Source organism: Streptomyces sp. NRRL F-2580, assembly GCF_000720115.1.
Taxonomy (GTDB): domain Bacteria; phylum Actinomycetota; class Actinomycetes; order Streptomycetales; family Streptomycetaceae; genus Streptomyces.
The window spans coordinates 127,635-153,279 of sequence record NZ_JOIR01000029.1; the positions used below are offsets into that span (position 1 = coordinate 127,635).

Annotated in this window: 24 protein-coding genes and 1 tRNA gene; 7 read left to right on the top strand and 18 right to left on the bottom strand. The window is 70.7% G+C overall.

Annotation, left to right across the window (positions count from 1 at the left end; all coding sequences use genetic code 11):
* Positions 1–48 precede the first annotated feature (48 nt).
* A complete protein-coding gene (locus IF88_RS0127620) occupies positions 49–552 on the bottom strand; it encodes a MarR family winged helix-turn-helix transcriptional regulator (RefSeq protein ID WP_051837654.1) in 504 nt (167 codons plus the stop codon).
* A gap of 109 nt (positions 553–661) precedes the next feature.
* On the opposite strand from IF88_RS0127620, the gene IF88_RS0127625 reads away from it, so the two are divergent.
* Complete coding sequence (locus IF88_RS0127625; RefSeq protein WP_030718153.1) at positions 662–1,483, top strand: NAD(P)H-binding protein; 822 nt, start codon at positions 662–664, stop codon at positions 1,481–1,483.
* Between the two features lie 18 nt (positions 1,484–1,501).
* Here IF88_RS0127625 and IF88_RS0127630 read toward each other — a convergent pair whose 3' ends face one another.
* Complete coding sequence (locus IF88_RS0127630; protein WP_037807233.1) at positions 1,502–2,080, bottom strand: TetR/AcrR family transcriptional regulator; 579 nt, start codon at positions 2,078–2,080, stop codon at positions 1,502–1,504.
* 80 nt (positions 2,081–2,160) lie between these two features.
* Here IF88_RS0127630 and IF88_RS0127635 point away from each other — a divergent pair, with 80 nt between their 5' ends.
* Positions 2,161–2,976 carry an SDR family oxidoreductase gene (locus IF88_RS0127635; protein ID WP_030718157.1) on the top strand — a complete coding sequence of 272 codons (816 nt, stop codon included), beginning with the start codon at positions 2,161–2,163 and terminating at the stop codon, positions 2,974–2,976.
* A gap of 21 nt (positions 2,977–2,997) precedes the next feature.
* Here IF88_RS0127635 and IF88_RS0127640 read toward each other — a convergent pair whose 3' ends face one another.
* Genes IF88_RS0127640 through IF88_RS0127655 form a run of 4 tightly spaced genes read right to left on the bottom strand, consistent with a single transcriptional unit; the run spans position 2,998 to position 7,490 of the window.
* The gene (locus IF88_RS0127640; protein WP_030718158.1) at positions 2,998–4,332 is read right to left on the bottom strand and encodes a GH1 family beta-glucosidase; all 1,335 of its coding nucleotides are present in this window, start codon (positions 4,330–4,332) and stop codon (positions 2,998–3,000) included.
* A complete protein-coding gene (locus IF88_RS0127645) occupies positions 4,329–5,153 on the bottom strand; it encodes a carbohydrate ABC transporter permease (RefSeq protein WP_030718161.1) in 825 nt (274 codons plus the stop codon). The genes IF88_RS0127640 and IF88_RS0127645 overlap by 4 nt, the downstream gene beginning before the upstream one ends.
* Entirely contained in the window at positions 5,150–6,145 is a 996-nt protein-coding gene (locus IF88_RS0127650) for a carbohydrate ABC transporter permease (RefSeq protein ID WP_030718163.1), read from the bottom strand. The genes IF88_RS0127645 and IF88_RS0127650 overlap by 4 nt, the downstream gene beginning before the upstream one ends.
* A gap of 7 nt (positions 6,146–6,152) precedes the next feature.
* Positions 6,153–7,490, bottom strand: coding sequence for an ABC transporter substrate-binding protein (locus IF88_RS0127655; protein ID WP_030718165.1), 1,338 nt, complete (start codon positions 7,488–7,490; stop codon positions 6,153–6,155).
* Positions 7,491–7,591: 101 nt separating this feature from the next.
* Between IF88_RS0127655 and IF88_RS0127660 the strand changes: the two genes are divergently transcribed.
* Positions 7,592–8,617, top strand: coding sequence for a LacI family DNA-binding transcriptional regulator (locus tag IF88_RS0127660; protein WP_030718167.1), 1,026 nt, complete (start codon positions 7,592–7,594; stop codon positions 8,615–8,617).
* Between the two features lie 47 nt (positions 8,618–8,664).
* Here the strand turns inward: IF88_RS0127660 and IF88_RS0127665 are convergent.
* The 4 genes from IF88_RS0127665 to IF88_RS0127680 form a co-directional block, all read right to left on the bottom strand.
* Positions 8,665–8,737, bottom strand: a tRNA-His gene (locus IF88_RS0127665).
* Positions 8,738–8,832: 95 nt separating this feature from the next.
* On the bottom strand, positions 8,833–9,435 hold the full coding sequence (orn, locus tag IF88_RS0127670) for an oligoribonuclease (protein ID WP_030718168.1): 603 nt from the start codon (positions 9,433–9,435) through the stop codon (positions 8,833–8,835).
* Positions 9,436–9,542: 107 nt separating this feature from the next.
* Positions 9,543–10,712, bottom strand: coding sequence for a helix-turn-helix domain-containing protein (locus IF88_RS0127675; protein WP_030718170.1), 1,170 nt, complete (start codon positions 10,710–10,712; stop codon positions 9,543–9,545).
* A gap of 376 nt (positions 10,713–11,088) precedes the next feature.
* Complete coding sequence (locus IF88_RS0127680) at positions 11,089–11,409, bottom strand: hypothetical protein (RefSeq protein ID WP_037807239.1); 321 nt, start codon at positions 11,407–11,409, stop codon at positions 11,089–11,091.
* A 458-nt stretch (positions 11,410–11,867) separates the two neighbouring features.
* Between IF88_RS0127680 and IF88_RS0127685 the strand changes: the two genes are divergently transcribed.
* The 3 genes from IF88_RS0127685 (at position 11,868) to IF88_RS0127695 (ending at position 14,367) form a co-directional block, all read left to right on the top strand.
* Complete coding sequence (locus IF88_RS0127685) at positions 11,868–12,401, top strand: universal stress protein (protein WP_030718175.1); 534 nt, start codon at positions 11,868–11,870, stop codon at positions 12,399–12,401.
* A 98-nt stretch (positions 12,402–12,499) separates the two neighbouring features.
* Positions 12,500–13,066 (top strand): acetate uptake transporter, encoded by a 567-nt coding sequence (locus IF88_RS0127690; protein WP_030718179.1) that lies wholly within the window; start codon positions 12,500–12,502, stop codon positions 13,064–13,066.
* A 125-nt stretch (positions 13,067–13,191) separates the two neighbouring features.
* Entirely contained in the window at positions 13,192–14,367 is a 1,176-nt protein-coding gene (locus IF88_RS0127695; RefSeq protein ID WP_030718182.1) for an RNA-guided endonuclease InsQ/TnpB family protein, read from the top strand.
* Positions 14,368–14,400: 33 nt separating this feature from the next.
* Here IF88_RS0127695 and glmS read toward each other — a convergent pair whose 3' ends face one another.
* The 3 genes from glmS to IF88_RS0127710 form a co-directional block, all read right to left on the bottom strand.
* Positions 14,401–16,218, bottom strand: a complete 1,818-nt coding sequence (gene glmS / locus IF88_RS0127700; protein WP_030718185.1) for a glutamine--fructose-6-phosphate transaminase (isomerizing) — start codon at positions 16,216–16,218, stop codon at positions 14,401–14,403.
* Between the two features lie 65 nt (positions 16,219–16,283).
* Positions 16,284–16,559: a hypothetical protein gene (locus tag IF88_RS0127705; RefSeq protein ID WP_030008735.1), complete on the bottom strand. Its 276-nt coding sequence runs from the start codon at positions 16,557–16,559 to the stop codon at positions 16,284–16,286.
* Between the two features lie 96 nt (positions 16,560–16,655).
* Complete coding sequence (locus tag IF88_RS0127710; RefSeq protein ID WP_030718188.1) at positions 16,656–17,540, bottom strand: DUF4429 domain-containing protein; 885 nt, start codon at positions 17,538–17,540, stop codon at positions 16,656–16,658.
* A gap of 51 nt (positions 17,541–17,591) precedes the next feature.
* Between IF88_RS0127710 and IF88_RS0127715 the strand changes: the two genes are divergently transcribed.
* Entirely contained in the window at positions 17,592–19,190 is a 1,599-nt protein-coding gene (locus tag IF88_RS0127715; protein ID WP_030718190.1) for a beta-N-acetylhexosaminidase, read from the top strand.
* A 265-nt stretch (positions 19,191–19,455) separates the two neighbouring features.
* Here IF88_RS0127715 and IF88_RS0127720 read toward each other — a convergent pair whose 3' ends face one another.
* The 5 genes from IF88_RS0127720 to IF88_RS0127740 all read right to left on the bottom strand — a co-directional run bounded on the left by IF88_RS0127720 (position 19,456) and on the right by IF88_RS0127740 (position 25,645).
* Entirely contained in the window at positions 19,456–21,237 is a 1,782-nt protein-coding gene (locus IF88_RS0127720; protein ID WP_030718195.1) for an IucA/IucC family protein, read from the bottom strand.
* Positions 21,234–21,821: a GNAT family N-acetyltransferase gene (locus IF88_RS0127725; RefSeq protein WP_030718198.1), complete on the bottom strand. Its 588-nt coding sequence runs from the start codon at positions 21,819–21,821 to the stop codon at positions 21,234–21,236. The genes IF88_RS0127720 and IF88_RS0127725 overlap by 4 nt, the downstream gene beginning before the upstream one ends.
* Entirely contained in the window at positions 21,818–23,119 is a 1,302-nt protein-coding gene (locus tag IF88_RS0127730) for a lysine N(6)-hydroxylase/L-ornithine N(5)-oxygenase family protein (protein ID WP_030718199.1), read from the bottom strand. Before IF88_RS0127730 ends, IF88_RS0127725 begins: the two co-directional genes overlap by 4 nt.
* Positions 23,103–24,593, bottom strand: a complete 1,491-nt coding sequence (locus IF88_RS0127735; protein WP_030718202.1) for a pyridoxal phosphate-dependent decarboxylase family protein — start codon at positions 24,591–24,593, stop codon at positions 23,103–23,105. Before IF88_RS0127735 ends, IF88_RS0127730 begins: the two co-directional genes overlap by 17 nt.
* Positions 24,594–24,739: 146 nt before the next feature.
* Positions 24,740–25,645 (bottom strand): siderophore-interacting protein, encoded by a 906-nt coding sequence (locus IF88_RS0127740; protein ID WP_030718206.1) that lies wholly within the window; start codon positions 25,643–25,645, stop codon positions 24,740–24,742.

The window sequence follows — 25,645 nt, forward strand, 5'->3', positions numbered from 1 at the left end:
GCCCGTTGAACGGGACCGTAGCGGCGGAACGGACCCCTCGGAAGACCGTCAGCCGGTTTCCCCCGAGTTGAGCCGCTTGGCCTGGGCCCGGCCGACCTCGGCCGCGCGGTGCAGGTAGTCGGCGATGACGGCGAGCTCGGTGTCGGAGTAGCTCTCCAGGACGGCGCCGAAGGCACGGCCGGGGGTGTCCCACGCAGCGCCGATCCGCTCGCGGGCCACGGGCGAGAGGGAGACGAGGGAGCGGCGGCGGTCGTTCGGGTCGGCGTGCCGCTCGACGACGCCCGCCTTGACCATGCGGTCGACGAGGCGGGTGGCGGAACCGGAGGTCAGGCCGGTGAGGCGGGCGATGTCGCCGGTGCTGACGGGTCCGGGCTCCATGTCGAGGAGGGCGACGCACTGCATGTCGGTGGGGTGGAGGCCGACGTGGTCCGCCATGGCCTGGTTGAAGAGGGAGTAGTCGGCGTAGTGCCGCTGGCTCTCGGTGACGATGCGCGCGAGCAGCTCGGCGCGGCTCCACCGCGCACCACTCGTACGAGTGGGATCGGTTGACATCGGCTCCTCCGTGCTTCAAATTTAACTGTGTGACGCAGAGAATGTGTCGCACAGAATCTGCGCCACATGTGGATTCTATGCCCAACTCCAGATGAGGAAGCAGTCAGCCATGTCGATTCTCGTCACCGGCGGCCGCGGCGCCGTCGCCCGCGGTCTCCGCGCCCTCCTCGACGCCCACGGCGTCCCCTACCGTCTCGGCTCCCGCGAGCGGGACACCCCCGACGCGGTCCACTGCGACCTCACCGATCCGTCGACCTTCCCCGGCGCTCTCGCCGGTGTCCGTTCCGTCTTCCTCTATGCGGAGGCCTCCGGTGTCGACGCCTTCGTCAAGGAAGCCGTCAGTGCGGGGGTCGAGCACGTCGTGCTCCTGTCCTCCTCCTCGGTGCTCGCCCCCGACGCCGCCGGCAGCCCGCTGTCCGCGTCCCACCTCGCCGTCGAACAGGCCCTGTCGGCCTCCCCGCTGCGCACCACGCTGCTGCGCCCGGGTTCCTTCGCGAGCAATGCCCAGGGCTGGGCCTGGTCGGTGAAGTCCGGCCGTCCGGTCCACCTGCCCTACCCCGGCGCCTATTGCGACCCCGTCCACGAGGCCGACCTGGCCGAGGCGGCCTTCGCCGTCCTCACCGACCCCGCCCTCGCCGGCCGCGCCTACACCCTGACCGGCCCGCAGTCGCTGACCTTCGCGACCCAGCTCGCGATACTCGGCGATGTGCTCGGGCGGCCCATACCCTTCGAGGCCGTCTCCGCCGAGCAGTGGAAGGCCGAGGTCGACGGCTACATACCCGGCCCCTACGCCGATGCCCTCCTCGACTTCTGGGCCTCCTCGGACGGCCTCCCGGTCGAGATCACCGACAGCGTCGAGCGCCTCACCGGCCACCCGGCGCGCACCTTCGAGACCTGGGCGCAGGACCACGCCGACGCCTTCGCGGCCTGAGCGCCGCGGCACATGACCTCAGGTGAGGGAGTCGATCCAGCGCTCCAGGCGGCGGGCCTCGGTGGTCATGAGGTCCGGGTCGCGGAAGGTGTTGGTGAGCAGGGAGATGCCCTGGTAGGCGGCGATCAGGGCAACCGCGAGTTCGCGGGCGTCGGTGCGGCCCATCTCGCGGAACTGCTGCTCGGCCCAGTCGAGAAGGGCCTGCATGACGGCGGCGATCGACCGGTCCAGCCCGTCGGCGCGCTTGTCGAGTTCCGAGGCGAGGGTGCCGGTGGGGCAGCCGTATCGGGCGGTGAGCTCGCGCTGTTCGACCCAGCCGTTCAGCAGGGCCTTCAGGCGGTCCTGGGGGGTGGGGAGTGCGTCGAGGGCGGTGATCAGCCCCCGCAGGGTCTGGGCGTGAGCGTCGATCGCGGCCTCGACGAGCTGGTCCTTGGTCTTGAAGTAGTAGTAGACGTTGCCCACCGGGACCTCCGCCGCCTGGGCGATGTCCGCGAGGGTGGTCTGGGCGATGCCCTGCGCGTGGAGCACCTGGGCCGCGGCGGACGCCAGCCGCTCGCGCTTGCCGGACGTCCGCGAAGCCTTATTTGAGTCAGTCACCTGACTAACTGTAGACGAGCGATAGGGGAGGGGGCTATGATCGAACTAAGTCAGTCAACTAACTCACAAGGGGGATCGTCATGATCGCAGTGACGGGTGCGACCGGGAACGTCGGACGGGAACTGGTGCGGATCCTCGCCGAGGGCGGCGAGCAGGTGACCGCCGTCTCCCGGGGTGCGGCGCGGATGCCCGACGGGGTCCGCCACCACCAGGGCGACCTCGCCGAGCCGGAGAGCCTGCGCCCCGCGCTGGACGGGGCCGACGCGCTCTTCTTGCTCGTCGCCGGCGAGAATCCGCAGGGCATCCTCGAACGGGCCGGGGCAGCCGGGGTACGCCAGGTCGTACTGCTCTCGTCCCAGGGCGTCGGGACACGCCCGGAGGTCTACCGCCACCCGGCGCGGTTCGAGGAGGCCGTCCGCCGGAGCGGCCTGGAGTGGACGATCCTGCGCTCGGGCGGCCTGAACTCCAACGCCTTCGCCTGGGCCGAGACGATCCGTACGCGGCGCACGGCCGTCGCGCCGTTCGGCGATGTCGGGCTCCCGACCGTCGACCCGGCGGACGTCGCCGAGGTCGCCGCCGCGGTCCTGCGCGAGCCCGGCCACACGGGCCGGACCTACGAGCTCACCGGGCCCGCCCTGGTCACCCCGAGGGACCGGGTCGAGGCGATATCCGCGGCCCTGGGCGAGCCCGTTCGGTTCGTCGAGCAGACCCGGGAGGAGGCCCGCGTGCAGATGCTGACCTTCATGCCCGAGCCGGTCGTGGAGGGCACTCTGGGGATCCTCGGCGAACCGCTGCCCGCCGAGCTGGCACCGAGCCCCGCCGTCGAGCGGATACTCGGCCGCGCGCCCCGCCCCTTCGCCGACTGGGCGGCCCGTTCCGCCCCGGCCTTCCGCTGACCGGTGCCCCGCGCCCGGCTGTCAGAAGGCCCCCTCGCGGGCCAGGCGGGCGTACCAGCGGGCGCTGGAGCGCGGGGTGCGGACCTGGGTCTCGTAGTCCACGTGCACGATGCCGAAGCGCTTGCTGTAGCCGTAGGACCATTCGAAGTTGTCCAGCAGCGACCACAGGAAATAGCCCTCGACGGGGGCGCCGTCTGCCAAGGCGCGGTGGATGGTGGCGAGATGGGCCTCCAGGTACGCGATGCGGAGCGGGTCGTGCACGTCCGGGGCGTACGCCGCGCCGTTCTCGGTGACCAGCAGCGGCAGGCCGGGCGCCTCGCGGGTGAAGCGCATCAGCAGGTCGTACAGGCCGCTCGGGTCGATCGACCAGCCCATGTCGGTCCGCTCGCCGGGCGGTTGGTGGAAGGCCACCGTGTCCGCCGCGGGCCAGGGGGAGTGGGCCGTACCGCCGTGGCCGTCGGCGCGCGGGCCGTTCCCGTCGGGGGCCGCCGACACCACCGCCGGGGTGTAGTAGTTCACGCCGAGGAAGTCCAGCGGCTGGTGGATCAGCGCCTCGTCGCCGGGGCGCACGAAGGACCAGTCGGTCACCGCGGCGGTGTCCGCCAGCAGGTCCGGCGGATAGGCACCGTGCAGCAGCGGCCCGGTGAAGATCCGATTGGCGAGGGCGTCGATACGGCGCGCGGCGTCCGCGTCGGCCGCCGACGGCGTCAGCGGCCGTACCGCGCTGGGGTTGAGCGCGATGCCGACCCGGGACCGGGCGGGCAGCGCGGCGGCGGCCATGCCGTGGGCCAGGTTCAGGTGGTGGGCGGCACGCAGCGAGTCGGCGGGGGAGGTGCGGCCCGGGGCGTGCACCCCGGAGGCGTAGCCGAGGAAGGCGCTGCACCAGGGCTCGTTGAGCGTGGTCCAGAGTTCCACGCGGTCGCCCAGCACCTCCGCGACCTGGGCCGCGTACGAGGCGAAGGCGTAGGCCGTCTCCCGGTCGGGCCAGCCCCCCGCGGCCTCCAGCTCCTGCGGCAGGTCCCAGTGGTAGAGGGTCACGCAGGGGGTGATCCCGTGGGAGAGCAGCTCGTCGACGAGCTGGTCGTAGAAGCCGATCCCGCCGGCCAGCACGCGCGGCCAGGACACCGAGAACCGGTACGCACCGAGCCCGAGTTCGGCCATCAGCCGGACGTCCTCGCGCCACAGCCGGAGGTGGTCGGCCGCCACGTCGCCCGTGTGCCCGCCGTACACCTTCCCCGGCGTGGCACAGAAGGTGTCCCAGATCGAGGGCCCGCGCGAGGCGGACCCGCCCTCGATCTGGAAGGCCGCCGTGGCGGTGCCCCAGAGGAACCCCTCGGGGAATCGCATGTCCGTCATCCCTTGACCGCTCCCTGCATGATGCCGCCGACGATCTGGCGGCCGAAGACGATGAACACGAGCAGCAGCGGGAGCGTCCCCAGCAGCGCGCCCGCCATGATGACCGACTGGTCCGGTATGTAGCCCCGCCCGAGCCCGGTCAGGGCCACCTGCACCGTCGGGCTGCCGTTCTGGGTCAGTGCGACGATCGGCCAGAAGAAGTCGTTCCAGGCCATGACGAAGGTCAGCATCCCCAGCACCGCCATGGCCGGCCGAGCGGCCGGGAACACCACGTGCCACATGACCCGCAGGGAGCTCGCCCCGTCGGTGCGCGCCGCCTCCACCAGTTCGATCGGCAGCGCGTGCACCAGGTACTGGCGCATGAAGAACACCCCGAAGGCACCCACCAAGGTCGGCAGGATCACCGCCTGGAGCCGGTCGGTCCACGACAGCTTCGCGATCAGCATGTAGAGCGGCACCACGCTCAGCTGCGGCGGGATCAGCATCGTCCCGACCACCAGCGCCATCAGCGTCCGTTGGCCGCGGAAGCGGAGCTTGGCGAAGGCGAAGCCCGCCAGGGTGGAGAAGAGCACGGTGCCCGCGGTGACCGTGCCCGCCACGATCACGGTGTTCAGCAGGGCGGTGCCCATGTTGGCGTCGGTCCAGGCGACCTGGAGGTTGCGCCCCAGGTTCCCGCCGAACCAGAACGGCGGCGGGGTCTGCGCCAGCCGCGTGCTGTTCCGGGAGGCCGCGATCGCCGTCCACACGAGCGGGAAGAGCGAGCCGGCCGTGAACAGGCCGAGCACCAGGTACGCGAACCGGCCCGCGCGCAGTGATCTCATCGGGAGTCCTTCCGTCCGCGCAGCAGCCGCGCCGCGCCGGCGATCAGCAGCAGGATCAGGAACATCGCCCACGCGATCGCCGAGGCCCGGCCCAGGTGCAGGTTCACCCAGCCCTGCTCGTACAGGTACAGCCCGAGCGTCTGGAACTGGTGGTCAGAGCCGCCCGTCGCAGCCCCTCCGCCGTTGAACAGCAGCGGCTCCCCGAACAGCTGCGTCGCCCCGATCGTCGACACGACGCAGGTGAAGAAGATCGTCGGTCGCAGCGAGGGCACCGTGACGTGCCGGAACTGCTGCCAGGGCGAGGCCCCGTCCAGCGCGGCGGACTCGTACAGCTCGCCCGGCACGGCCTGCATGGCGGCCAGGTAGATCAGCGCGTTGTAGCCGGTCCACCGCCAGATCACGATGGTGGACACCGCCAACTGCGAGGCGAAGGTTCCGTTCTGCCAGTCGACCGCCCCGAAACCGACCCCCGAGAGAGCCCAGTTGATCATCCCGTAGTCCCGGCCGAACAGCAGCACGAAGACGAGGGTCGCGGCCGCTACCGAGGTCGCGTACGGGGTGAGCAGAGCGACCCGGAAGAAGGCGGAGCCGCGCAGTTTGTAGTTGAGGAGATGGGCCAGGCCGAGCGCGATCGCCAGCTGCGGAACCGTGGACAGCAGCCCGATGGTGAAGGTGTTGCGCAGCGCGTTCCAAAAGAACTCGTCGCCCCACAGCCGGGTGAAGTTGTTCAGCCCCACCCACGTCATGCTGTCCGGATCGGTCAGCTCCACCTGGTGCAGCGCCGCCCAGCCCGTGTAGAGCAGCGGGAACAGCCCGAAGGCGGCGAAGAAGAGGAAGAAGGGTGCCACGAAGGCGTAGGGGCTGAAGCGCAGGTCCCAGCGGTAGCGGCGCGAGCGCCACACCTGGCCCCGCCGGCCCCGGCCGCCCCCCTCCGCCGCCGGCCGCTGCGGGCCGACGGCGGAGGGGGACAGGACAGCGGTCTCGTCCGTCACCGGCGCCTCACTGGTCCAGGGCGTTGTCGATCGCCTTCACGGCGGCCTCCCAGCCCTCCTGCGGCGAGCGGCCCTTCTGGTCGACCTGGAGCATGCCGATGTCCGCCAGGTTCTGCGAGATCACCAGGTCCTTCGGGCCGACCACCGTCACGGGCACCCCCTCCGCCGCCTTCGCGAAGATCTCGCCGATGGGGGCGCCGCCGAAGTACGCGTGCTGCGCGCCCGACACCGACGGCAGCTTGTACGCGGCGCTCGCGCTCGGGAAGCTGCCCCGCTTCTCGAAGAGCTTCGCCTGCTGCTCCGGAGCCGTCAGCCACGCCGCCAGCTTCGCCGCCTCCTGGGCGTGCTTGCCCGCCTTCGGCACGACGAGGAAGGAGCCGCCCCAGTTGCTGGGCTTCGGCGCCTGCGCCACATCCCACTTGTCCTTGCCCGCCGGGCCCCCCTTGTCCTGGATGTAGCCGAGCATCCAGGCCGGGCAGGAGACCGTGGCGAAGGAGCCGTTGGCGAAGCCCTGGTCCCAGCCCGGGGTGAACTGCTGGAGCTTGGCGCTCAGCCCGTCGGTGGCGAAGGAGGCCGCCAGCTCGAAGGCCCCGCGCACCGCCGGGTTGGTCTTGTAGACGACCTTGCCCTGCTCGTCGTAGAACCGCTGGGCGCTGCCCCCGGTCACCGCCGCCATCACGCCTGACGCCGAGTCCACGAAGGCCTTCCCGTCGCCGGCCTTCGCCTTGTACGCCCGGCCCGTCTCCAGGTACTTGTTCCAGTCGCCCGCCCACAGCGCCCCCACCGCGGCGCGGTCGGTGGGCAGCCCGGCCGCCTCGAAGAGGTCCTTGCGGTAGCAGATGCCCTGCGGACCGATGTCGGTGCCGAGGCCGACGGTGGCACCGCCCTTCGCCGCGCTCGCCGTGCCCTGCGCCCACTTCCACGGCAGGTACGCGGCCTTGTCGACGCCCGGTGCCTTGCCGAGGTCGACGAGCTTGTCGGCCTGGGTTGCGGTGATCTCGGCGATGTTGTTGACCTCGACGGCCTGGATGTCCGCGAGCCCGCTGCCCGTGCCCAGGTGGGTGAGGAGCTGGGGGTAGTAGTTCTCGTTGCGCTCGATGGAGGTCTGCTCGATCCGGATCCCGGGATTCTGCGCCATGTACTCGTCGTAGAGCCCGGCCTCCTTGAGGCCGAAGGCCCCGAAGACCCCGACGGTGAGGGTGGTCTTCCCCTTGCCGTCGGCCGGGGCGCCGGCGTCCGGCTTCTCGGCCGGGTCCTGGGCGCAACCCGCGAGCAGCAGGGCGGCCGCTCCCACCGCGGTGACCACCGTGACGAGGTTTCTTCGCACTCGGGCTTGGGCTCGCATGTGCATCCTCCCTGAAGGACGGAACGTGCCGGGTGTCTGTGACACAGTGTGGGAGCGCTCCCACAGCCGTCAAGGGGTAGATTCACAACCGGGAGGAAGCCATGAACGGGCACGGGCGCAGCGGGGGACGGCCCACGCTGGAGGAGGTCGCGGCGCGCGCCAGGGTAGGGCGCGGCACGGTCTCCCGGGTGATCAACGGATCCCCCAAGGTCAGCGAGCATACCCGGGCCGCGGTCGAGGCCGCGGTGGCGGAGCTGGGGTACGTGCCGAACCGCGCCGCGCGGGCGCTGGCGGCCAACCGCAACGACGCCATCGCCCTCGTGATCCCCGAGCCCGAGGCCCGCTTCTTCGCCGAGCCCTACTTCTCCGAAGTGGTCCGCGGGGTCGGCGCCGCCCTCGCCGAGACCGACGTCCAGCTCGTCCTGACCCTGGCCGGCAGCGACCGAGAGCGCCGCCGCCTCGCCCAGTACCTGTCCGGGCACCGCGTGGACGGCGTCCTGCTCGTCTCCGTCCATGCCGGGGACCCGCTGCCGGAGCTGCTGGCCGAGCTCGGCATCCCGACCGTGATCAGCGGCCGCCGCTCCGCCGCCGAGACGCTGCCGTCCGTCGACTCCGACAACCTGGCGGGCGCGGCCGAAGCCGTACGCCACCTCCTCGCGCGGGGCCGCCGCACGGTCGCCACGATCACCGGACCGCTGGACGTGTACGGGGCCCAGTGCCGCCTCGACGGCTACCGGCAGGCCCTGGCCGCCGCCGGACACCCCGTCGACGAACCGCTGATCGCGGTCGGCGACTTCACCGAGGACGGCGGCCGCCGAGCCATGCGCGAGCTGCTGGAACGCCGCCCCGGGCTCGACGCGGTCTTCGCCGCCTCGGACGTCATGGCGGCGGGCGCCCTGCGGGAGCTGCGCGCGGCCGGCCGCCGGATACCGCAGGACGTGGCGCTGGTCGGCTTCGACGACTCGGTGGTGGCCCGGCACATGGATCCGCCGCTGACCAGCGTCCGGCAGCCGATCGAGGAGATGGGCCGCACCATGGCGCAGGTGCTGCTGGCGAGGATCGCGGGGGAGACGGCCGAGGCGTCCGTCGTGCTGCCGAACCGCCTGGTGGTCCGCGAGTCCTCGTAGGAACGCAGAAGGCCCCGATCGCCTTCGCGATCGGGGCCTTCCCGCAGGGTGAGTGACGGGACTTGAACCCGCGGCCACCTGGACCACAACCAGGTGCTCTACCAACTGAGCTACACCCACCATGTCCGGTCGGAAAACCGACCGGCCGAAGAAAAGGGTACAGGGTCCGGGAGGGTGCTCGCTCCACCCTTTCCCGTGCCCCCCTCCGGGAGGTACTACGCGCCCGGCACGGTGTGCTTGGCGGCGATGGTCCGGGCGGTGTCCGAGTCGGGCCCGGGCTGCGGCACGAAGACCGCCTCCCGGTAGTAGCGCAGCTCGGTGATGGAGTCCTTGATGTCCGCGAGCGCCCGGTGGTTGCCGTTCTTCGGCGGGCTGTTGAAGTAGGCCCGCGGGTACCAGCGGCGCGCCAGCTCCTTGACCGAGGACACGTCCACGATCCGGTAGTGCAGGTAGCTCTCCAGCGCGGCCATGTCGCGCAGCAGGAAGCCGCGGTCGGTGCCGACCGAGTTCCCGCAGAGCGGCGCCTTGCGGGGCTCCTTCACGTGCTCCCGCACGTACGCCAGGACCTGCGCCTCCGCGTCCGCGAGGGTGGTCCCGCCGGCCAGCTCGTCGAGCAGCCCCGAGGCGGTGTGCATCTCGCGCACCACGTCGGGCATGGTCTCCAGGGCCGCGTCCGGCGGGCGGATCACGATGTCCACGCCTTCGCCGAGCACGTTGAGCTCCGAGTCGGTGACCAGTGCGGCCACCTCGATAAGTGCGTCGTCCGTCAACGAGAGCCCGGTCATCTCGCAGTCGATCCACACCATGCGATCGTTCATGTGTCCCACCTTATGCGGTCCCCCACGGAGCGGACCGCATATGGGGAAGGTCCCCCATCGGCGGTGACCGATGGGGGACCTTCCGTTCGTCGTACCCGTGGTGGGGGTTACGCGTGTTCCCGCAGGACCCGGCCCGGGGCGTAGAGCTCCGTCACCGTCGGGCCCGCCGCGGCCAGGGCCGCCGCCGCCCGGTGGGGCTGCGGAGTGCGCTGGTGCGGAACCGGCCCCGAGATCTCGGCCACCTGCGCGACGTCGGCCTGCGGCCGGCGTGCCCGGTAGGCGGAGCGGTAGGCGGCCGGGGAGGACCCCAGCTGCCGCCGGAAGTGACCCCGCAGGGCGACCGGCGAGCGGAACCCGCAGCGCCCGGCGACCTCGTCGACCGAGTAGTCGGAGGTCTCCAGCAGCCGCTGTGCCTGGAGCACCCGCTGGGTGATCAGCCACTGCAGCGGCGCGCTGCCGGTGAGCGAGCGGAACCGGCGGTCGAAGGTGCGCCTGCTCATGTAGGCGCGGGCCGCCAGGGTCTCCACGTCGAACTGCTCGTGGAGGTGCTCCAGCGCCCAGGCGACGACCTCGGCCAGCGGGTCGGCGCCGATCTCCTCCGGCAGTGACCGGTCGAGATAGCGTTCCTGACCGCCCGTGCGGCGCGGCGGCACGACGAGCCTGCGGGCCAGGGCCCCGGCCGCCTCGCTGCCGTGGTCCGTGCGCACGATGTGCAGGCACAGGTCGATTCCGGCCGCGGTGCCCGCGGACGTGAGCACGTCGCCGTCGTCGACGAACAGTTCGCGCGGATCGACATGGACGGACGGGTACCGCTTGGCCAGCGTCGGCGCGTACATCCAGTGCGTCGTCGCGGGCCGGCCGTCCAGCAGACCGGCGGCGGCGAGCACGAAGGCTCCCGTGCACAGTCCGACGATCCGGGCCCCCTCCTCGTGCGCCAGACGCAGTGCGTCCAGCGCCTCGGGAGGCGGCGGTGAAGTGATGGAGCGCCAGGCGGGAACGACGACCGTGCCTGCCCGGGCGATCGCCTCCAACCCGTATGGCGCGGTCAGTTCGAGTCCGCCGGTGGTCCTGAGCGGACCGTCCTCACCGGCGCACACGAGCAGTCGATAGCGTGGAACTCCCGCGTCCTGCCGGTCAATGCCGAACACGGAAAGTGGAATGGAGCTCTCGAAGATCGGTCCGCCGCTGAAGAGCAGCACCGCGACGATCTCCCTGCGGCGACGCCCCGCGAGCTTCCGGCCGGCGTCTGTGACGACGGCGGTGGAATCCTGGCTCATGGCGCTAAGCCCCCCTTGGGTGTCGCGACTCCTTGGTCTGGTCGCACCTGCACGTTTCCCCTCGGCCTTGCACGTGGATCCCCCGCCGTAAATACATGATCGAATCTACTGCGTCCCGTGGTGTCGGCGTGACAAGTTCAGCACGCAGCGCTATGTCGACTTCTCAACTTGGCGAAAAGCATTCGATCAGTAAGGGTTCCGCTCCGCTACCCGAATGGGAAGTCCGGCGCCTGGCTGTGGCCAGTACCCGTAGGGCCTCTACGCCCCTCGGGCTCTGTAGTCGCTGGTGGTGAGGGGGTTGGGGGGACATTCCGGCAAGGAGGGGACCCTGCCGGGAAGTTGGCTGAAAACGTGCGTGTGTGGGTGTGCGAATGAGTCAGTCCTGCGGGGACCCGGCTCCGGAGCCGTGGCAGCCGCGGCGGATCCCGGCCCCGCCGCGCGAGTGCCGGCGGCGCCGGGACGGCGGTGGCCGCTCCTCCGCCAGGACCCGCGCCGCGGCCCGCTCCGCCTTCTCCGAGTGGCGCAGCAGGACCCGGCACGCGGCCGTCACGGCCAGCAGGCCGAGGGTCGCGACGGCCGCCCCGCCGAAGGAGGTTCCGTAGACGACGAGGACCACGGGGACGAGCAGGCAGCTGAAGGCGGCCCAGCGCACCACGTCACCCGCGGGGTCGTCATGGGCGCGTGCGGCGGACTGCACGGACGGGTGAAGGGACGAATGGCGTCCCGGGCGGGGCGCCGGGGTGAAACGCGGGCCCGGGTCGGCGGGCTGGAGGGACCGGACGGACTGCGTCGGCTGAGCTGGCTGGACGGGGTGAACCGGATGACCGGGCACGGCGTGCTCCCTGCGGGCTCTTCCTGGACGGTCGGACGCGTGTCCAACGCCGCGCGGCGCGGCTCGGTCACTGCGCGCACGGGTGGCGACGCCCCCGTCTCGTCACTGGCTGTAGGGGACAGGGGTCATTGCCAAGGAGCGCTCGCTCCGGCATGCTCCCTGGGACGCTCTCCAAGGGCGGCAAGCCCTGTGCAGGACACGAGTGTCGCCGTACCCTGGTGGGTGTGGGCTTGGGAAGATGCTTCCCGGACAGAGCTCCGTCACACTGCGTCGCCGATTTCGCCCCTGTTCCTTCCTCCAAGGACCTCTTCGCCGAGACACCCATGGCCGGTCACGAATTCTCCGAACCCGCGGACCGCAAGCGCAAACGCCTCGCCGACCCCGCGTCGGCCGCCGATCTGCGCGCGGTGGAACAGACACGCATGCCCTGCGATCCGGCCTTCCGGCACGGGGTCGTTGTGGGATTCGACGGATCCACGTCCAGTGAGCGTGCCCTCGCGTACGCGATCGGCATGGCGCGGCGCTCCGGATCGGGTCTGATCATCGTCCATGTCGCCAACCGGCTGCCCACCACCGTGTGGGCGGGGTGCGAGCCGCCCGTCTTCGTGGACGTGCCGGACCACCGCACCGAGGTGCTCGGGCTGGAGCTCGCCTGCGCGGACTACCTGGCCGAAGTGCCGTGGATCCTGGTCGAGCGGGGTGGTGACATCTGCCATGAGCTGGAGGAGGTCGGCCGGGAGTATTCGGCCGACGCCATCGTGGTGGGCTCCACGCACGGGATCGTGGGCCGGATCTTCGGCTCGGTGGCCGGCCGCCTCGCCAAGCGCGCGCAGCGACCCGTTGTTGTCATTCCGTGACCCTCTGTTAAGCCGATTGTGCGGTTGTGCCCTCGTGTAAAGGGTAGATAAATGCTGCTGGGACGCAGCAAACAACTGCAGATCGAAGGGAGCCCGCCGTGGACAATGGTGTCTCTGCGGGAAGCACGGCCTCGACTTCGACCCTCGGGAACATCGCCCTGGGTCTCACCCTTCTCGCGTTCGGTATCGGCCACACCGGTGTCATCGACGGAGTGTCCGCTGCCAACTCCGTGTCGCTGGCGATGTACGTCGGCGGCGCGGCCCTGTTCCTCCTCGGGCTCCTGGAGTACCGCGGCGGCAACGGGTTCAACGGCACCGCGTTCGCGGGCCTCGGCATCTTCTGGTTCACCTGGGCCAAGGGCGCGGGGGCCTCGGTCTCCGACGAGGCGGCCGGAACGTTTCTCGTCCTGTTCGCGATGCTCGCGCTGACCCTCACGATCGACGCCGCGAGCGGTCTCTTCAGCCAGGGCGTCTACGGCCTGCTGACCCTGTCGCTCGTCCTGCTGGCGATAGGTTCCTTCATGGACAACGGCGGGCTCGCCAAGGCGGGCGGCTGGGTCGCCTCCGTGTCCGGGCTGCTGGCCTGGTACGGGGCCACCGCGGCCCTGGCGCACTGGCCGATGGCCGTCGGCAAGTCCCGGCGCGGCGCGGTCGCCGCGAGCTGAACGGCTACGTAAGAACGGAACGGCCCCCGAGATTCCGGGGGCCGTTCTCGTCTTTAAAAGGGCATTTTCTATCTTTTCCGCGCAGGGGAGCATTTCGTTGATGGGCCGTTGGCACGATAGGCCGCGTGAAGGCGGACGCGGGGCGCAAATATCGTGCGTACCCCACCGAGGTCCAGGACCAGGTCCTGGTGCGGTGGGGACATACGGCGCGTGCTCTTTGGAACGTGGCTCTTGAGCAGCGGGTGTACCTGTGGGAGCAGCGTCGGTACACCCTGCGTTCTGTCGAGCAGTGCAAGTTCCCGACGGCCGCCCGGACCGACCTGGACTGGATGGGTGACCTGCCCGCGCAGTCCGGGCAGCAGGTTCTGCGCAGCCTGGACCGTGCGTACGACAATTTCTGGAACCCAAGCCACCCCGCTGGGTTTCCGGCGCGGAAGAAGCGTGGGCACCGTCTGTCGATTCCGCTCCCTGGCCAGGCGGTCGAGGTCCGCAAGCTGAACCGCAAGTGGGCCGAGGTGCGTCTGCCCAAGCTCGGCTGGCTGCGGTTCCGGCTCTCCCGAGCGATCGGCGGCACGGTCCGCAATGCCACGATGTCCCGGGACGGCAACGGCTGGCACGTCTCCTTCGGCGTCCACACGGGCCGCATGCCGGACGTGCCGAACGGGAAGCCCGCGTGCGGGGTGGACTTCGGGGTTGCCGCGTCCGCGTTCGTCTCCACCGAGACCACACCCCGCCTCATGGCCCCGTCACTGAAAGCCAAGGAGAAGAAGCGGCTCAAGGCGCTGGAACAGCGCAAGGCGCGACAGATCACCTACGCCAAGAAACACAACGACGGGAAGTACAGCCGCCGCCTGCGCACGACGGACCTGAGCGTGAAGAGCATGACCGCCTCTGCGAAAGGCGCTGCCGAGGCCCCGGGGAAGAACGTCCGGGCGAAGGCCGGGCTGAACCGGTCGGTCCTCGACAACACTCCGGGGGAGCGGCGGCGGCAGCTCGAGTACAAGGCCCGCATGTACGGGTCTGTACTCGTTGCCGTGCCGCCGTTCCACACCTCTCAGACCTGCGCCGCCTGCGGCCTGGTCGATCCCGGGTCCCGTAAGGGACGCGGCCGGCTGTTCGCCTGCACCCGGTGCGGGTACGAGGACGACGCCGACCACAATGCCTCGATGGAGATCGAGGCCCGAGCCCGCCGGACGGGCGGCTCGGACATCAACAGCACGCGCAGCATCCCCCGGATGCGAGTCCCGGCCACCGGCCGGAGGCGGATGCGTGAAGCCCTTCAGCCCGCCCACGCGGGCTGAAGGGAATCCCCGCCTTCAGCGCGGGGAGGATCGTCACTCGACGGTGACCGACTTCGCCAGGTTGCGCGGCTTGTCGATGTCGCGGCCCATGGCCAGGGCCGTGTGGTACGCCAGCAGCTGGAGCGGGATGCCCATCAGGATCGGGTCCAGCTCGTCCTCGTTCTTCGGGACCACGATGGTGTGGTCCGCCTTCTCCTGCTCGCGGTGGGCGACCGCCAGGATCCGGCCGCTGCGGGCCTTGATCTCCTCCAGCGCCGCGCGGTTCTTCTCCAGCAGGTCGTCGTCCGGAACGATCGCGACCGTCGGCAGCGAGGGCTCGATCAGGGCGAGGGGGCCGTGCTTGAGCTCGGAGGCCGGGTAGGCCTCGGCGTGGATGTAGGAGATCTCCTTCAGCTTGAGGGAGGCCTCCAGGGCCACCGGGTAGCCGCGCACCCGGCCGATGAACATCATCGACTTGGCCTCGGCGAACTCGGCCGCGAGCTTCTTGATGTCCTCTTCGCCGTCGAGGATCTCCTGGATCTGCGCGGGCAGCTTGCGCAGGCCCTCGATGATCCGCTTGCCGTCGGTGACCGAAAGGTCCCGGATGCGGCCCAGGTGCACGGCGAGCAGCGCGAAGGCCACGACCGTGTTGGTGAAGCACTTGGTGGAGACGACGCAGACCTCGGGGCCGGCGTGCACGTACACGCCGCCGTCGGCCTCGCGGGCGATCGCGGAGCCGACCACGTTGACCACGCCGAGGACGCGGGCGCCCTTGCGCTTGAGCTCCTGCACGGCCGCGAGCACGTCGTACGTCTCGCCCGACTGGGAGACCGCGATGTAGAGGGTGTCGGGGTCCACGACCGGGTTGCGGTAGCGGAACTCGGAGGCCGGCTCGGCGTCCGCGGGGATGCGGGCCATGCCCTCGATGAGGCCGGCGCCGATGAGGCCCGCGTGGTACGAGGTACCGCAGCCGAGGATCTTGACCCGGCGGATGCCGCGCGCCTCGCGCGGGTCCAGGTTCAGGCCGCCCAGGTGCACGGTGTTGAAGCGGTCGTCGATCCGGCCGCGCAGCACGCGGTCGACCGCGTCGGGCTGCTCGGAGATCTCCTTGTGCATGTACGTGTCGTGGCCGCCCATGTCGTATGAGGCGGCCTCCCACTCCACGGTCTCCGGCGTGGCGGTGGTGGTGGCACCGCTGGTGGTGTAGGTCCGGAAGTCGTCGGCCTTCAGAGTGGCCATCTCGCCGTCGTCGAGGGTGACGACCTGGCGGGTGTGCGCGACCAGGGCGGCGACGTCCGAGGCGACGAACATCTCCTTCTCGCCGATGCCGAGGACGACCGGGGAGCCGTTGCGGGCGACGACGATGCGGTCGGCGAAGTCGGCGTGCATGACGGCGATGCCGTAGGTGCCCTCGATCGCCTTGACGGCCTCGCGGACCTTGTCCTCCAGGGACTCGGCCTCGGAGCGGGCGATCAGGTGGACGATCACCTCGGTGTCGGTCTCCGAGACGAAGACGACGCCCTCGGCCTCGAGCTTGGCGCGCAGCTCGGAAGCGTTGTCGACGATGCCGTTGTGGACGACGGCGACCTTGTTCTCGGCGTCCAGGTGCGGGTGCGAGTTGATGTCGCTCGGGGCGCCGTGCGTGGCCCAGCGGGTGTGGGCGATGCCGGTGGTGCCGGCGAAGCGCTTGGGGACGCGGGACTCCAGCTCGCGGACGCGGCCCTTGGCCTTGACCACCTTCAGGGCGGAGGCCTTCGGGCTGTTCACGACGATGCCCGCGGAGTCGTATCCGCGGTACTCCAGCCGCTGCAGGCCCTCCAGCAGCAGCGGTGCCACGTCACGCTTGCCGATGTAACCGACGATTCCGCACATACGGTTTTGCCCCTCCTGAAGTTCGGTTCGTGTACCCGCCCGCAGCCGCGTCCGCGGCCGCCGGCTCAGCCGTAGACGATGCGGCGCAGCTGCCGGAGCGAGAGCTCCGGAGGCGCCACGGCGCGGTGCGGCAGCTCGGCCGCGATCCGCTCGAAGATCTCCGCGTTGACCGCTCCGCCGGACTGCAGTTCCCGGTGGCGGCGGCGGACGAACTCCTCGGTCGTCTCGTCGAAGTAGGCGAGCACGTCGAGTACCACCCGGGCGGCTTCACCGCGCTGCAGCGCGGTGCTGCGCACCAGGTGGTCGACGAGGTCGTCATGCGACGGGCGGCGATCGAGCACTCGTAGATATTGGCGGCTAACGGCGCTGAACGCAAAGATCCTGCCCGAATCCGGGCAGGATCTCCCTGGTCTGGACCAGTGAATAGGTGACTCCGGTTAGAAACGCCGCAAAACCGCCTGTTTCGCCGCAGCGAACTCGTCGGCCGTCAGGACCCCGACCTGGTGCAGATCGCCCAGCTCGCGCAGCCGCCGCAACAGGGCGTCGTGGTCCTCGGCGGGGGCGGCCGACGGGGAGAGCTCCGCGGGCGCGGCGACCGCGTCGGCCGGACCCTCCTGCGGCGCCGCCGGGTGGGGCATCCGTACGGCCACGGCCGCCGCGACCAGCGCCATCAGCGGGTCCTTCTTGAAACCGAAGAGCTCCACGGTGTGCGGGTCGTACTTGGGCGCCGGGGCCGGCGGGGCGCCCGTCAGGGTGAAGCGCAGCCAGCCGTTCTCCAGGCCCTTCGACGGGGACCACTCCACCGTGCGCAGGTCGGCGATCCGGAATTCCCGCGGCCCGGCGGAGCGCTTGGCCTCTTCCGTCGTCCAGTTCCAGTCCAGCACCACCCGGTCGCCGTCGAAGGCCGCCGTTCCGTCGCCCGCGCCCACCGCGATCGGCACGGCCGGCCCCGGCAGCAGGTAGGTGTCCACCGGGCCGGTGTCCACCTGGTCCAGCAGCAGCGCGTTGCGCACCTCGTCCACGAAGTACTCCGCGACCCCGCTGCGGTCCGACTCCACGGTCAGCCGGTACGGGTCGGAGGCCTCCGGCAGGCGTCCGCCCGTCACCTGGAGCAGGGGGTCCGCGCCGTCACGCAGCCGCAGCCGCAGCCGGCCCGCCTTCCGGCTCGGCTCGTACGAGATCCCCGCGAGCGCGCGCAGCGGTACGACCACCTCGCCGAGGGTCTGCCGCAACAGTGCCACCCCCTTGTCGCGGCCCGGCACGATGCGCACCGCGTCCCCGTCGAAGCTCCAAGTGCCGTCCTTCTGGATGATTTCCGCCATCCGGCGATTCTCCCACCGTCACGGACGGGCCAGTTGGCCTATACCTGGGCCATGAGAGTCCTGCGACTGCGACGCACGCTCGGCGCCCTGCTGGCCCTCGGTCTCGTGGGCGGTTCCGTCTCCTGCACCGCCGCCCACGGGGACGACGCCAGACCCGGCGACGATCCGCCCGCGGCCCCCGCGCCCTTCGAGCGGCTGCTGCCCGCGCCGGTCTCCGCGCGCGCGGAGGGGCCCGGGTACTCCTTCGGGGCGGGCACGGTCATCCGTACCGGCCGGGGCGCGGACGAGGAGGTCCGCCGGGTGGGCGAGCTCCTCGCGGAGCAGCTGCGCGGCCCGAGCGGGCTGCCGCTGCCGGTGGTCGACGGGGCGCAGGGGGACGGGATCCGGCTCAGGATCGACGAGGCGGCCGACGGCCTGGGCGACGAGGGGTACCGGCTGGAGTCCGGCCCCGACGGGATCACCCTCACCGCGCGGACTCCGGCCGGCCTCTTCCGCGCGGGGCAGACGCTGCGCCAGCTGGTGCCGGTCGCCGGGCCCGGGACGGTGCCGGGCGGGACGGTCACCGACCGGCCGCGCTTCGCGTACCGGGGGGCGATGGTCGACATCGCACGGCACTTCTTCTCGGTGGAGCAGGTCAAGCGGTACGTGGACCAGCTCGCCCAGTACAAGGTCAACACGCTGCACCTGCACCTGACCGACGACCAGGGCTGGCGGCTCGCGGTCGACTCCTGGCCGCGGCTGGCGGAGTACGGGGGCGGCAGCGAGGTCGGCGGCGGGCCCGGCGGGCACTGGACGAAGGGCGAGTACCGGGACCTGGTGGCCTACGCGGGCGAGCGGTACGTGGACGTGGTCCCGGAGATCGACATGCCGGGACACGTGAACGCCGCGCTCGCCTCCTACCCGGAGCTGAACTGCGACGGGAAGGCCCCGGCCCGGTACACCGGGACCAAGGTGGGCTTCAGCTCCCTGTGCGTGGCCAAGGAGCGGACGTACGAGTTCATCGACGAGGTGCTCGGCGAGCTGGCGGCGCTGACCCCCGGCCGCTACCTGCACATCGGCGGCGACGAGGCGCACGTGACGCCGGCGGCGGACTACGCGGCCTTCATGGACCGGGCGCAGGCGGTGGTGGGCCGGCACGGGAAGACGGTGATGGCCTGGCACCAGCTGGCGACGGCGCGGCCGGCGCAGGGTGCGGTGCTCCAGTACTGGGGCCACGACAAGACCTCCGACGCGGACCGGGCGGCCGTGGTGGCGGCGGCGAAGGCGGGCCACCCGCTGGTGCTGTCACCGGCGGACCGGCTGTATCTGGACATGAAGTACGAGGCGGCGACCAAGCCGGGGCTGGCGTGGGCCGGGTACGTACCGGTGAAGCGGTCGTACTCCTGGAACCCGGGGGCCTACCTGGCCGGGGTCCCGGAGTCCGCCGTCCTGGGGGTGGAGGCACCGCTGTGGACGGAGAACGTCGCGACGCGCGCGGACTGGGAGCTGATGGCGTTCCCGCGGGTCCTGGGCCTGGCGGAGCTCGGCTGGTCCCCGGCGGGCTCGCTGGACTGGACCTCGTACAGCCGCCGTCTGGCGGCCCAGCAGCCCCGCCTCGACGCGCAGGGCATCGGCTTCTACCGGGCCCCGGAGGTGCCCTGGGCGAGGTAACTAGAAAACATTTCTAGAAATCGACTCCACAACACCTGTCTGCGGGCGCACACTTGGCGCGGAGGGGGGCCGGGGGAGCCGGAAGCCGGAGGCGGCGTCCGCGGCAACGGGGGTGCCGCGGACGCCGCCTCCGGCGCTTCGGGGAACGCTCACGCGAGGGCGCGGCCGCGAAGAGGGCCAGTCCGGGCTTCGCGGCCACGCCGTCGCGCCGTGGGGGAGGGGGCGGTACCGAGGGACCGTATCGATACCGCCCCCGCCCCGTGTGTCACCGCCGGGCGAAGGCCGCGACGGGGTTCTTGAGGGTGCCGATCAGCTGCAGCGCGGCGGACGGGTCGGAGAGGTCGACCATCTGCTTGTTGTTCCGCAGCTGGAGGCGGTTCAGGCAGGACAGCTGGAACTCCTCCGCGAAGAGGTCGTACCGCGCGAAGCGCTCCGCGAGCTGCGGCATCGACTCCTGGTACGCGTGAGCGCAGTCGGCCACCGCCTGCCAGAAGGTGTCCTCCTCGCAGATGCCCTCCGTCGCCAGGATCGGGCCCAGGAAGCGGAAGAAGCAGTCGAACACGTCCGTGAAGACGGACAGCAGCTTCATGTCCTCCGGGATGTCCGCGCGGATCCGCTCGACCGCGGGCGGCAGCACCGCGTCCGGGTCCATGACCACGATCTCCTCGGCGATGTCCTTGAAGATCGCCCGCTTCACCACGCCGCCCTCGATGACGAGGATCGTGTTCTCGCCGTGCGGCATGTACGCGAGGTCGTACTGGTAGAAGCAGTGCAGCAGCGGGACCAGGTAGGCCCGCAGATAGTGCCGCAGCCACTGCGCCGGGGTCAGGCCCGACTCCTCGATCAGGGCGCCGACGAAGGACTTGCCCTCGGCGTCCACGTGCAGGAGCGAGGCCATGGTGGCGAGCCGCTCGTCGCCCTTGAGGGAGTTCACCGGGGACTCGCGCCACAGCGCGGCCAGCATCTTGCGGTACGGCGAGTAGCGGTCGGTGGCGCGCTCGTACTGGCGGTGGTGGTAGCCGATCGCCGCCCGCTCGCGGATGATCGAGAAGTCCACCGACTGCAGGACCTCGTCGCCCTCGATCAGCTGGTGCAGCCAGTCGTTGATGGCCGGCGTGGCCTCCATGTAGGCGGCCGACAGGCCCCGCATGAAGCCCATGTTGAGCACCGAGATGGCCGTCTTGACGTAGTGCTTCTCGGGGGCGCTCGTGTTGAAGAACGTACGGATCGACTGCTGGGCCAGGTACGCGTCCGAGCCCTCGCCCAGCAGCACCAGGCGGCGGTTGGCGATCTCGGCGGCGAAGGTGACCGTGGTCTTGTTCCACCACTGCCAGGGGTGGACCGGCAGCAGGTGGTAGTCGGCCGGGTCCAGGCCCAGGGCCTCCAGCTGCGCCGCGAACCCGGCGACCGTCTCCTCGCCCAGCTCGGCGCGGACGAAGGAGTCGTGGTCCAGGCCCGCGCCGGCCGTGAAGGTGGAGACGTCCTTGCGGGCCGCCACCCACACCAGGTGGACCGGGCTCGCCGTCTCCGGGGCGTACGAGAGGTACTCGTGCACGCCGAAGCCGAGGCGGCCGTTGTTCGCCACGAAGCAGGGGTGGCCCTCGGTCATGCCCGTCTCGATGTCCTGGAAGGAGGACTTCGCGAGGACGTCGGAGGAGACCTGCGGCTTCGTGTACTTGAAGCCCGTGCCGGCCAGGGTGGAGGAGATCTCCTCCAGGTAGACGGGCAGGACCTCCGGGCTCAGGCCCAGCGCCTCGCGCAGCTCGATGTGGAAGTCGAGCGCGTCCAGCGGGAGCTCGGCGCCGTCCTGCAAGCGGGTGACCGAGGACTCGTCCACCGCCCAGTGGTCGAGGGCGTGCAGGACGGCCTTGAACCGGTACTCCACCGTGGAGTCGTCGCTCAGGACCGAGTACCAGGAGTCGCCCAGCGGCTTCGGCGTCAGGAGGCGTTCGTGGGAGAACTCCGCGAGGGCCTTGCGGACCAGCGCGCGGTTGGCGCGGGCCCACAGTTCCGGGGAGAGGTGGGAGACGGCGTCGGCCAGGCTCATATCGACACTTCCTGGGTGATGCCGGTGGCGGCCTCGAACCGGGCGCGGGTGCAGAAGCTGAGGAGGGCTTCCTTCTCCGGCTTCCGGATCTCGCGCTCGGGGACGAAACCGACCACCGCGTTGAGGGCGTGCACCGCCGTGTTGCGGACGTCGGGTTCGACGACGACGCGCTCCGTCTCCGCGTCGGCGAAGAGGGCGGCCATCACCGTGGTGATCACGGCGCGGGTGAAGCCGCTGAGGGGCTGGTCGCTCGGCGCGACGAGGAAGTGCATGCCGACGTCGCCGGGCCGGGCGTCGTACAGGCCGACCAGTTCCAGCTCGCTCGGGTCGTAGCTCTCCATCAGGAAGGCAGGGCGGCCCTCGTGGAGACCGATGAAGGCGTGGTGGTGCTCGTGCGCGGCGATCCGCATGTACTCGCGCTCGACGTCCGGCAGCGAGGCGTCCTGCATCATCCAGAACGAGGCCTTCGGGTGCGTGACCCACCCGTGCAGCAGCTCCGCGTCGGCGAAGGGGTCCAGCGGGCGGATGGTGAAGGTCCCGAGGGCCGCGTCCGTCCGGCTGAAGAGGGTTTCGGTGGTGCTCATGCGTGCGTGCCTTCCGGGGCTGCGAACTGCTGGAACGCGATGGACTTCTCGACCTTGTAGTACTCGCGGCCGAGGAGCTCGCCCACGATGCAGGCGTTGCGGTACGCGGCCATGCCCAGGTCGGGCGAGGTCAGGGAGTGGTTGTGGGTGGTGCCGTTCTGCAGGTACACCCCGCGGCCCGTGGTGTCGACGCTGTAGTTGCGGCCGGCGTCGAGGCGGCCGTGGCCGTCGAAGTTCAGCCGCCCGCGCACCGGGGCGAGGAACTCGGGCACCTGGTACTTGTAGCCGGTGGCCAGGACCAGGCCCTCGGAGGCGAGGGTGAAGTCCCGCTCCTGCTCCTCCTGGCGCAGCCCCAGGGTGTAGGTGCCCGTGGTGGTGTCGTACGCCGTGCTGTTCAGGGAGGTGTTGGTCAGCAGGGTGGTCGGCACCTGCCCCGGCATGGTGATCCTCTTCTGGTAGAGCAGGTCGAAGATGGCGTTGATCAGGTCGCCGTCGATGCCCTTGAAGAGGTTCTTCTGCTGGGTCTCCAGCCGGTAGCGGGTGTCCTCGGGGAGGGCGTGGAAGTAGTCCACGTACTCGGGGGAGGTCATCTCCAGCGTCAGCTTCGTGTACTCCAGCGGGAAGAACCGCGGGGAGCGGGTCACCCAGTTGAGCTGGTAGCCGTACGTGTCGATCTCGGCGAGCAGGTCGTAGTAGATCTCGGCCGCGCTCTGGCCGGAGCCGATCAGGGTGATGGACTTCTTCTTCTGCAGCTCAGCCTTGTTCTGCATGTAGGCGGAGTTGTGCAGGAAGTCGCCGCCGAGGCCCTCGCAGGACTGCGGGACGTGCGGCGGGGTGCCGGTGCCCAGGACCAGGCGGCGGGCCCGGTGGGTCTCGCCCTTGTCCGTGTGGACCTCGTAGAGACCGGCCTGCTCGTCGTAGGTGACCTCGGTGACGGAGGTGGAGTACAGGACGTTGTCGAGCCGGTCGGCGGCCCAGCGGCAGTAGTCGTTGTACTCGGCGCGCAGCGGGTAGAAGTTCTCCCGGATGTAGAACGAGTACAGCCGGTCCTGGTCCTTCAGGTAGTTCAGGAAGGAGAAGGGCGAGGTCGGGTCGGCGAGGGTGACCAGGTCCGACATGAACGGCGTCTGCAGGTGCGCGCCGTCCAGGAACATCCCCGCGTGCCACTCGAAGTGCGGCTTCGACTCGATGAACAGGCCGTTCAGCTCGTCGATCGGCGCGGTGAGGCAGGCGAGTCCCAGGTTGAAGGGACCGAGGCCGATACCGATGAAGTCATGGGTCTCAGTGGTGGACGGCAAGGGATTCTCCCAGGAACTGCTCGGCGTGTGCGGCGAGGAGGTCGAGGACGGCAGCGATGTCGGCCGTCGTGGTCTGCGGGTTGAGGAGGGTGAACTTCAGGTACTGCTTTCCGTCCACCTTCGTCCCGGCGACGACGGCCTCGCCGGAGGCGAAGAGCGCCTTGCGGGCGTGGAGCTGGGCCTCGTCGACGAGGTCGGCGGGGACCTCCCGGCCGGGCAGGAAGCGGAAGACGAGGGTGGAGATCTGCGGCTTGACGACGACCTCGAAGCGCGGGTCGGCGTCGATGAGGTCCCAGCCGGCGGCGGCCAGGTCGACGACCTCGTCGAAGAGCGAGCCGACGCCGTCGGCGCCCATGACGCGCAGGGTCATCCAGAGCTTGAGCGCGTCGAAGCGGCGCGTGGTCTGGATGGACTTGTCGACCTGGTTGGGGATGCGCTCCTCTGCCATGCGGCGCGGGTTGAGGTAGTCCGCGTGGTACGTGGCGTGCTTGAGGGTGTCGCGGTCGCGGACCAGCATCGCGCTGGAGCTGACCGGCTGGAAGAACGACTTGTGGTAGTCGACCGTGACCGAGTCGGCGTGCTCGATGCCGTCGAGGAGGTGCCGGCGGGTGGGGGAGACCAGCAGTCCGCAGCCGTACGCGGCGTCCACGTGCATCCACGCGGAGTGCTCGGCGGTCAGGCGGGCGATCTCGGGGAGCGGGTCGATGGACCCGAAGTCGGTGGTGCCGGCGGTGGCCACGACGGCCATCGGGAAGAGGCCTTCGGCGGCGCACTCCTCCAGCTCCAGGGCGAGCACCGCGGTGTCCATCCGGCGGTTGCGGTCGACGGGCACCGAGATGACGGCCTCGTAGCCGAGGCCGAGCATGGCGGCCGACTTCTGCACGCTGAAGTGGCTGGCCTCGGAGGTGAAGATGCGCAGTCGGGGGAGGAGTTCGGCCTTGGTGAGCTCGGCGCCCTCGTCCAGGGCCCGCTTCATGACGATCCGGCAGGCCTCGTCACGGGCGAGGAGCAGCGCGTGGAAGTTGGACTGGCTGCCACCGGAGGTGAAGATGCCGTCCGCGGCGGGGCCGAGGCCGATGCGCTGGGCGGTCCAGTCGATGAGGCGGCGCTCGATCAGCGTGCCGCCGATGGACTGGTCCCAGGTGTCGAGGGAGGAGTTGACGGCCGAGAGGACCGCCTCGCCCAGCACCGCGGGGATCACGACGGGACAGTTGAGGTGCCCGAGGTAGCGCGGGTGGTGGAAGTACACCGCGTCGCGCAGGTAGACGTCTTCCAGCTCGTCCAGGACGGCGGCCGCGTCCGCGAGCGGCCTGTCCAGGTCGATCCCGTTGATGACCGGGGCGAGTTCGTCGACGGATATACCGGTGTGGGGCCGTTCCGTGGTCGCGAGTTTGGCGGCGACACGGTCGACGCCCTCGGTGACGGAACGCCGGTAGAGGTCCGCGGTCGTCTCGTTCAGCAGATGCGCGTGCATCAACTTTCCTCCGGGCAGGGGGAGAAGGGGAGGGTGGGGTGGGTGATGTTTAGGTTAGCCTAACCTAAGCTAATAGGCCAAATGGGGAGGGGCCCTGGCTTGAAGCCAGGGCCCCTCTCAACGGGCTTGCGGGGTACGGCAGCTGACTACAGCTCGGACGCCGGGTCCTCGCTCGGGGCCTTGCCGGCGTACGCCTCGGCGAGGAGCTGCTCCTCGCTCGCGCCGAGCCGCCAGTAACCGGTGAAACGCACCGCGCGGCGGTCGACGGATCGTTCCTGCACGAAGTGGCGGCGCACCGCGCGAACGGTGCCGGCCTCGCCCGCCAGCCAGACGTACGGGACCTCCGCGGCGGGCGGTTCGGCCGAGCGCAGCACGCTCAGCACCTGCTCGGTCCGCTCCCGGCCGTGGCCCTCGCGCACGATCCAGGTGATGTCCGCGTCGGCGAGCGTGTCCGGCGCGATCCGGTCGTCCTCGTGCGGGACCTCGAACCAGGCCCGGACCCGGGTCCCGGCGGCCAGCCGGTCCAGGATCGAGGCCGCGGCCGGCAGGGCGGTCTCGTCCGCGTACATCCAGATCGCGTCGGTGGCGGCCGGCGGCTGGAAGCGTACGGACTTGTTCTCCGCGACGGCCGGGCCGATGGCCAGGATCCGGCGGCCGGCGACCGCGCGCCCGGCCCAGCGGGAGGCCGGCGAGGCGTCGCCGTGCAGGACGAAGTCGATGTCGACCTCGACCGCCCCCTCGGGCGTGCGGCGCTGCTCGCGCACCGTGTAGGAGCGCATCACCGGCCGCTCCTCGTCCGGCATCCCGCGCCAGGCGGCGAACCAGGTGTCCTCGTCCGTGGACGGGAGCACGGTGTGCTCCTGGTCGGCCGGGGGCAGGAAGAGCGACAGGCTCTGGTCGAAGCCGCCCGAGCGGAAGTCCGCCAGGGACTCCCCGCCGAACGTGACCCGCAGGAACGAGTGGCCGAGGCGGCGCGTGCGGACCACTTCGAGCTCGAAGAACCTGAAGTGGGCGACGGCCGGAGCGGTGTCGTCGGACGTGGTGACGGTCAT

Bases quoted from the DNA above. Each gene is read 5' to 3' on its own strand.
- IF88_RS0127620 (WP_051837654.1), bottom strand. From the start codon at position 552: ATGTCAACCGATCCCACTCGTACGAGTGGTGCGCGGTGGAGCCGCGCC.
- IF88_RS0127625 (WP_030718153.1), top strand. From the start codon at position 662: ATGTCGATTCTCGTCACCGGCGGCCGCGGCGCCGTCGCCCGCGGTCTC.
- IF88_RS0127635 (WP_030718157.1), top strand. From the start codon at position 2,161: ATGATCGCAGTGACGGGTGCGACCGGGAACGTCGGACGGGAACTGGTG.
- IF88_RS0127640 (WP_030718158.1), bottom strand. From the start codon at position 4,332: ATGACGGACATGCGATTCCCCGAGGGGTTCCTCTGGGGCACCGCCACG.
- IF88_RS0127645 (WP_030718161.1), bottom strand. From the start codon at position 5,153: ATGAGATCACTGCGCGCGGGCCGGTTCGCGTACCTGGTGCTCGGCCTG.
- IF88_RS0127655 (WP_030718165.1), bottom strand. From the start codon at position 7,490: ATGCGAGCCCAAGCCCGAGTGCGAAGAAACCTCGTCACGGTGGTCACC.
- IF88_RS0127660 (WP_030718167.1), top strand. From the start codon at position 7,592: ATGAACGGGCACGGGCGCAGCGGGGGACGGCCCACGCTGGAGGAGGTC.
- orn (WP_030718168.1), bottom strand. From the start codon at position 9,435: ATGAACGATCGCATGGTGTGGATCGACTGCGAGATGACCGGGCTCTCG.
- IF88_RS0127675 (WP_030718170.1), bottom strand. From the start codon at position 10,712: ATGAGCCAGGATTCCACCGCCGTCGTCACAGACGCCGGCCGGAAGCTC.
- IF88_RS0127685 (WP_030718175.1), top strand. From the start codon at position 11,868: ATGGCCGGTCACGAATTCTCCGAACCCGCGGACCGCAAGCGCAAACGC.
- glmS (WP_030718185.1), bottom strand. From the start codon at position 16,218: ATGTGCGGAATCGTCGGTTACATCGGCAAGCGTGACGTGGCACCGCTG.
- IF88_RS0127710 (WP_030718188.1), bottom strand. From the start codon at position 17,540: ATGGCGGAAATCATCCAGAAGGACGGCACTTGGAGCTTCGACGGGGAC.
- IF88_RS0127715 (WP_030718190.1), top strand. From the start codon at position 17,592: ATGAGAGTCCTGCGACTGCGACGCACGCTCGGCGCCCTGCTGGCCCTC.
- IF88_RS0127720 (WP_030718195.1), bottom strand. From the start codon at position 21,237: ATGAGCCTGGCCGACGCCGTCTCCCACCTCTCCCCGGAACTGTGGGCC.
- IF88_RS0127725 (WP_030718198.1), bottom strand. From the start codon at position 21,821: ATGAGCACCACCGAAACCCTCTTCAGCCGGACGGACGCGGCCCTCGGG.
- IF88_RS0127735 (WP_030718202.1), bottom strand. From the start codon at position 24,593: ATGCACGCGCATCTGCTGAACGAGACGACCGCGGACCTCTACCGGCGT.
- IF88_RS0127740 (WP_030718206.1), bottom strand. From the start codon at position 25,645: ATGACCGTCACCACGTCCGACGACACCGCTCCGGCCGTCGCCCACTTC.